Below are 6,462 nucleotides of genomic sequence, written 5' to 3'. Positions count from 1 at the left end.
TATCCGCAACCAGTTCGTCTATGTGGCGAAGATGTTCAACGAGGAGATGCACGTTCTCGCGCCGCGGACGATCACCAGCATGCGTNCGGCAAGACCGTGGTGGTCGATCTGCCCGACAGCTCGACCTTCGTGACCGCAATCAACGTGTTCGAGCGTCTCGGGATCAGGCCGCATCTGATCTATCAGGAGCCGCGGCTCGCGCTCGACATGCTACGCAAGGGCGAAGTCGACGCCATCGTTGCGATCGAAGGTAAGCCGCTGCAGTGGCTGAACCAGATCAACGACCGCAACCTGCATCTGGTGCCGGTTGAGTACGCCAAGCAGGTCCAGGAAGAATATCTGCCGTCCAAGCTTTCGTCGGCGGACTATCCGGGCCTGGTGCCGGAAGGCGGCTTCGTCGAGACGATCGCAGCGGAAGCGGTGCTGGCGTCGTATAACTGGGCGCCGAATAGCGACCGCTACCGCCGCCTGGCGCTGCTGGTGGATACGATGTTCGACAAGGTGTCGCAGCTGCAGCGTCCGCCGTTCCATCCGAAGTGGAAGGAAATGGCGCCGCGCGCAACGGTANTGGACCCGCTTCAAGGCGGCGCAGGAATGGCTCGACCGCAACATGCCGCTGCCCCCGGGCTCGGCCGTGTCGGCGGCATCGGGCGCCGTTCCGCCGCCCGCGCCAGCGCCGGTGGTGGCTGCCCCCACGGCACTTGCCCCGCAGGAGCGCGATCCGCTGTACCGCGAATTCCTGGAGTGGCGCGCGAGCCGCGCCAAGGCCAGCAGCAACCGGTAATTACGGTAATCACGGTTTGACGATGGAACGGCCCGCCTTGGCGGGCCGTTCTATTTTCAGCAACGTCCAGGCTGTTCCTTTGCCTGCCATGCCGCATTTGACGCTGCAGTCAGTCCGGCTGCCTTGCGCGCCGGCGAGTGTGGCGAACGGATGGCGTCATGCCGACAACGCAGGGCTCAGCCGTATAAAATGGTGTATCGGCAAGCATCAAAGCGCCGGACATGGTCCCGCGCCACCACGCCAAAAATTTTCGGAGGAAAGTTCATGTCGGCTCTGCCACTTTCGGGCATCAAAATTCTCGACCTGACGCGGGTGCTTGCAGGCCCGCTGTCGGCGCAGATGCTGGCGGATCTCGGCGCCGAGGTGATCAAGATCGAACGCCCCGGCGGCGGCGACGACGCGCGCGCCTTCGGCCCGCCTTACCTCAGGGATCCCGAGGGCAAGTCGAACAACAACAACTCATTCTATCTCTGCGCCAACCGCAACAAGAAATCCGTCACCGTCAATATCGCCAGCCCCGAAGGGCAGGAGATCATCCGCGAGCTCGCCAAGACCTGCGACGTGATGATGGAGAATTACAAGGTCGGCGATCTCAAGCGCTACAAGCTCGATTATGAAACGATCAAGGCGATCAATCCCGGCATCATCTATTGCTCGGTGACCGGCTTCGGCCAGACCGGGCCTTACGCGCCGCGCGCCGGCTATGACGCGATCCTGCAGGCGATGGGCGGCCTGATGAGCGTCACCGGCCATCTCGACGGCGAGCCCGGCGCGGGGCCGATGAAGGTCGGCCCCTCCATCGTCGACTACATGACCGGCATGAACTCATCGATCGGCATTCTGGCCGCGCTGTATCACCGTAAGGCCAATGGCGGGGAGGGGCAGCATGTCGACGTCTGCCTGTTCGACACTGTGATCGCCTCGCTGTCGCACTACGCGCAGATCTTTCTCGTCAACGGTGTGACCCCGCCGCGGCGCGGCACTTGGGGCAACGGTGGCATGCCGGCCGGCGTGTTCCGCTGCACCGATGGCGAGCTGATGCTGGTGGTCGGCAATGACGGTCAGTTCCAGCGCACCTGCGGCGTGCTCGGTGCGCCCGAACTCGCGACCGATCCGCGCTTCGTCAAGAACAACGACCGCGTCGTTCACGGCAAGGAGATCATGGCGATCTTCGCCGGGCACTTCCTGAAGAAGCCGGTGGCCTACTGGCTGGAAGAGCTGGAGAAGGCCGGCGTTCCCTCAGGTCCCATCAACGATTTCTCGCAGGTGTTCAACGATCCGCACGTGCAGTCGCGCGGCATGCGGGTCAAGGTCGAGCACCCCTTCGAGTCCGAGCTCTCGCTGATCCGCAATGCCATCACCTTCTCCGGCACGCCGGTGAAGGAATATCGTGCACCGCCGCTGCTCGGCGCGGATACCAAGAATGTGCTGGCGACCATCGGCTATGACGAGGCGAAGGTGGAAGCGCTGAAAGCGCAGAAGATCGTATAGCAGGCAGGGCCGGTTCTGCGCGGCTGGCGTTTACTCAGCCAGCTCGCGCATCACCTTGATCAGGTCGGATTTGCCTTCGAAGCCGATGCCCGGCAGATCCGGCATGATGATGTGGCCGTCCTCGACGCGAACGGCGTCGGGGAAGCCGCCATAGGGCTGAAAGAGGTCCGGGTAGCTCTCATTGCCGCCCAGGCCGAGGCCCGCTGCGATGTTCAGCGACATCTGGTGCCCGCCATGGGGGATGCAGCGGGACGGCGACCAGCCCTGCTGCGCCAGCACATCGAGTGTCCGCAAATATTCGACCAGCCCGTAGGACAGCGCGCAATCGAACTGCAGCCAGTCGCGATCGGGCCGCATGCCGCCGTAGCGGAGCAGGTTCCGCGCATCCTGGTGCGAGAACAGATTCTCGCCGGTCGCCATCGGGCCCGGGTAGAATTCCGAAAGCGCAGCCTGCAGCGCGTAGTCGAGGGGGTCGCCGGCCTCCTCATACCAGAACAGCGGATAATCACGCAGCATCTTCGCGTAGGCGATGGCGGTCTCGAGATCGAAGCGCCCGTTGGCATCGACGGCAAGTCGCGCCTGCGAACCGATTTCCTCCAGCACGGCCTCGATCCGTCCACGATCTTCGTCGATCGACGCTCCGCCGATCTTCATCTTCACCGCGTTGTAGCCGCGGTTGAGATAGCCGCGCATTTCCGCGCGTAGTGCGGAATTGTCCTTGCCAGGGTAGTAGTAGCCGCCCGCCGCATACACGAAGACTTTGGGGTTGGCCTCACGGCCCTTCCTTTCGGCGAGAAGGCGAAACAGCGGCTTGCCCGCGATCTTCGCGACCGCGTCCCATATAGCCATGTCGAGCGTGCCGACAGCCACGGAACGCTCACCGTGCCCGCCGGGCTTCTCGTTCACCATCATCGCCGCCCAGATGCGATGCGGATCGAGATTGGCGCCGCTATCGTCGAGAAGGCTCCTGGGGTCGGCCTCGATGATACGATTGCGGAAGCGTTCCCGGATCAGGCCGCCCTGACCGTAGCGGCCGTTGGAGTTGAAGCCGTATCCGACTACGCGGCGGCCGTCGCGCACGACATCCGTCACAACGGCGACGAGGCTCGCCGTCATCTTCGAAAAGTCGATGTAGGCATTCCGGATCGGAGAGGCGATCGGCTTGGTGATTTCGACGACGTCGACAATACGCATGGCAATTCCCTCCGGTAGCACTGAGATCGTTCGGTCCGCCTCGTCAAGCTTATGCCGGAAACGAATATGCCGAAGGTACTCTCGTCGGCGGAGGCTCTGGCAACAGGGCGTTGGCTATGCCTGCAATAATGATGGATTTCACGCCGGGCCAATGCTAATCCCGCAACTGGTTATGTTGATTTGGCATTACCAATGGAGCTGATCTGGTTCGAGGACTATCTGGCGCTCGCGGAAACCCTGAATTTTTCCAGGGCGGCGGAGCTGCGCCATGTCACCCAGCCGGCCTTCAGCCGCAGGATTCGCGCGCTTGAGGGATGGGTCGGCGCGGCCTTGTTCACCCGCACGACGCACGGCGTGGCGCTCACGCCGGCCGGCGAGCATTTCCACGATCAGGCAGAGGTCCTGACCCGGGCCCTGCACCAGCTGCGCCGCGACACGCTCGAGGTTTCAGACCGGCATGTCAGGCCGTTGTCGATCGCGGCGACGCACGCGCTTTCCTTTACGTTCTTCCCGAAATGGGTCCGCCGCAACGACAGGGTTCTCGCGCTCGGAAACCTGAACCTGATCTCCGACAGCATGCAGGCGTGCGAGCAGATGATGTTGCGGGGTGACGCGCAGTTTCTGCTTTGTCATCACCACAAGAACATGAGCAGCCGGATCTACTCCCGCCAATTCAAGAGCATCGTGGTCGGCGCCGACACGCTCCTTCCGCTGAGCGCGCCTGCCGCAAATGGCGTTGCGCGGTGGCTGCTTCATCGCGGCGATCCGGTGAAATACCTCGCCTATAGTGCGCAATCAGGGTTGGGCCGGATCGTCGCAGCTCAATGGGGTGCGAAAGATCGTCCCTTCACGCTTGAGACGGTCTTTACGTCGCATCTTGCCGCGACACTGCTGTCGATGACCCGCGCGGGAGATGGCGTGGCATGGCTGCCCCAAACGTTGGCGGAAGAGGACATCTCGGCCGGGCTGCTGGTTGAAGCCGGCAACGTCGAATTCCAGATACCGATCGAAATCCGCCTGTTTCGCCCCGTGGCGCGCCAGAGCAAGGCGGTCGAAGCGATCTGGTCGGCCTTCGAACGGGCCTGACATTTCGGCGGGTCAGGCGATCGTCTGATCTCGACATCGACACTTCGATGTTAATCGAATTATTATTGCGTAGAACGGCGCTAGCTTGCACCCTCGATCAGTCCCCTCGAGAGGTGCACGATGAAACGGGAAATCATTCGCGTTGAGCCGATGTCGTCCTGGCTTGCGAAGCGGAACGCGCCGGTCTCGCCTGTGACGCGCGGCGGCGGCATGGTCTTCGTTTCGGGGCTGCCGCCGTTCGATCCCGAGACCGGCGAACTCTTCGCTGGTCCCATCGAGCGCCAGACCGAACTCGTCCTTCAGCAGCTCAAACTATGCCTGGAGACCGCGGGCACGTCGCTGCAGAACGTGATGAAGTGCAATGTCTACTGCACTTCATCTGCGCACTTCGCCGCCGTCAACGCGATCTATGCGCGCTACTTTCCGGAAGATCCGCCGGCGCGCATCTTCGTTTGCGTGCCCGAATGGTTCGCACCGTTCGATATCGAGATCGATTGCGTCGCGGTGATCTAGATCCAATTCACCGCAGGCCTTCTCACCGCAGACCTTGGCGGTCGACGAGGATGCGGTGGATCTGGATGAACTCCGGCAGTTCGATCAGGAACTCCGCATCGCGCGCGAGATGATGAACCTTGGTCGGCTCGCCCTTGGTAAAGGCCGTCATCGACTTGAGGTCCGGCCAATAGGAGATGGTCGTAAACCAGCTTTCGTGCTCGCGATCCTCCCGGAACAGCTGGACGCCGAGCGCGGTCTTCTCCAGCGGCGGCATGCCTTCGGCCTTGATGTAGGCTTCATAGCTGTCCGCGACGTCGGGCCGTGTCCGGCCGCGCCAGATGCGCGCGATGGTCGGCTGGGTAGGCATCGGCGGCTCCTTCCGAAAATGTCAGCAGTGATGGGGTGCAGGTCCCGGCGCGACAACGATGCGGCTGGCGCCCTGTTCCCGCCAGCTCATCCTACGGTTGAGCATGACGACAACAACCGGCCTCACGCGATGGCAGCTATTCCCCCGCCTCAATCCACTCCGCCGCACCGCGCCACAGCGTGCCGCGATGCTCGGACTTGAAAAAACCGAGATGCCCGATCTTCTCGGCGCCGGCATCTGCCGGCGTCACCGTGATGATCTCGGGCTTGATCGACGTAAACCCTGCGCACAGCAATTCGACCGCCGGCCGCGTCGCCCAGGGATCGTCGGACATGCAGAGCGCGCGCAACGTGCCTTTGTAGTTCGGAAAGTTCTGGCGGGCCTCGAGCCTGGCATCGTCGAACAAATAGCGCGGGCTCATCACCCAGCCGACCCACTGCAAAAATGCATCCTTCGGCAGGTCCATGCCGAGGCCTACCTTGCCCGGCATGTAGCCGAGCGCGCGGGTGAGGGGGCTGCCGACAAAATTCAGCATGGCGTAGACGCGGTAGCGCTCGGGCGACGCCATCAGTTTCCAGTAGCCGGCCTGGGCGGCGACGAACAGCGCGCGCGAAATCTCCGAATTGTTCGGCAATAGACCGAGCGCCTGGCCGCCGAAGGAATGTCCGACATAGGCGAAGGGCAGCGCCTTGTAGCGTTCGCGCATCCAGGCCACTGCTGCAGTGATGTCCTGTGCCGCCCAGTCCGACATCGAGGCCTTGAAGCCGACCAGCGATTTCGGCCTGGTGGTGCCGGTCATCGCCTTTCTGGAATCGCCGGTGCCGCGGTAGTCGTAGGTCAGAACCGCGCAGCCGCGGTGGGCGAGGTAGCTGGCAAAGCCACGGTAGAGCTTGCGGGGAACGGCGGTCGCCGAATTGATCAGGACGGCGTGGCGCTTGGCCCCGCGGGGCAGAAACAGCGTCGCGGCGAGGGGATATCCGTCTGTCGCGGGCACCGTGATGTCGTCGCTGAATACGTCGTCCAACCCCGGCTCGGCCACCGTGTT

6 protein-coding genes and 1 pseudogene are annotated in these 6,462 nt (G+C 63.0%); 4 read left to right on the top strand and 3 right to left on the bottom strand.

The annotated features are described in order from the left end of the window. Positions 1–568 precede the first annotated feature (568 nt). A pseudogene (locus CQ14_RS45745) lies at positions 569–784 on the top strand (hypothetical protein); the annotation flags it as partial. 264 nt (positions 785–1,048) lie between these two features. Then, on the top strand, positions 1,049–2,275 hold the full coding sequence (locus CQ14_RS06600; protein WP_057857112.1) for a CaiB/BaiF CoA transferase family protein: 1,227 nt from the start codon (positions 1,049–1,051) through the stop codon (positions 2,273–2,275). Between the two features lie 30 nt (positions 2,276–2,305). Here the strand turns inward: CQ14_RS06600 and CQ14_RS06595 are convergent, their stop codons facing one another. Continuing rightward, positions 2,306–3,475 (bottom strand): mandelate racemase/muconate lactonizing enzyme family protein, encoded by a 1,170-nt coding sequence (locus CQ14_RS06595; protein WP_199805458.1) that lies wholly within the window; start codon positions 3,473–3,475, stop codon positions 2,306–2,308. Between the two features lie 186 nt (positions 3,476–3,661). Between CQ14_RS06595 and CQ14_RS06590 the strand changes: the two genes are divergently transcribed. After that, complete coding sequence (locus tag CQ14_RS06590; protein ID WP_057857110.1) at positions 3,662–4,555, top strand: LysR family transcriptional regulator; 894 nt, start codon at positions 3,662–3,664, stop codon at positions 4,553–4,555. Positions 4,556–4,675: 120 nt separating this feature from the next. Then, positions 4,676–5,068: a RidA family protein gene (locus tag CQ14_RS06585; protein ID WP_057857109.1), complete on the top strand. Its 393-nt coding sequence runs from the start codon at positions 4,676–4,678 to the stop codon at positions 5,066–5,068. 22 nt (positions 5,069–5,090) lie between these two features. On the opposite strand, the gene CQ14_RS06580 is transcribed toward CQ14_RS06585, so the two are convergent. Continuing rightward, a complete protein-coding gene (locus tag CQ14_RS06580) occupies positions 5,091–5,417 on the bottom strand; it encodes an antibiotic biosynthesis monooxygenase family protein (RefSeq protein WP_057857108.1) in 327 nt (108 codons plus the stop codon). A 136-nt stretch (positions 5,418–5,553) separates the two neighbouring features. Then, on the bottom strand, positions 5,554–6,456 hold the full coding sequence (locus CQ14_RS06575) for an alpha/beta hydrolase family protein (protein ID WP_057857107.1): 903 nt from the start codon (positions 6,454–6,456) through the stop codon (positions 5,554–5,556). Positions 6,457–6,462 lie beyond the last annotated feature (6 nt).

Source organism: Bradyrhizobium lablabi, from assembly GCF_001440475.1.
GTDB classification, from domain to species: Bacteria; Pseudomonadota; Alphaproteobacteria; order Rhizobiales; family Xanthobacteraceae; genus Bradyrhizobium; species Bradyrhizobium lablabi.
This window is presented reverse-complemented; position numbering and strand designations above follow the sequence as displayed.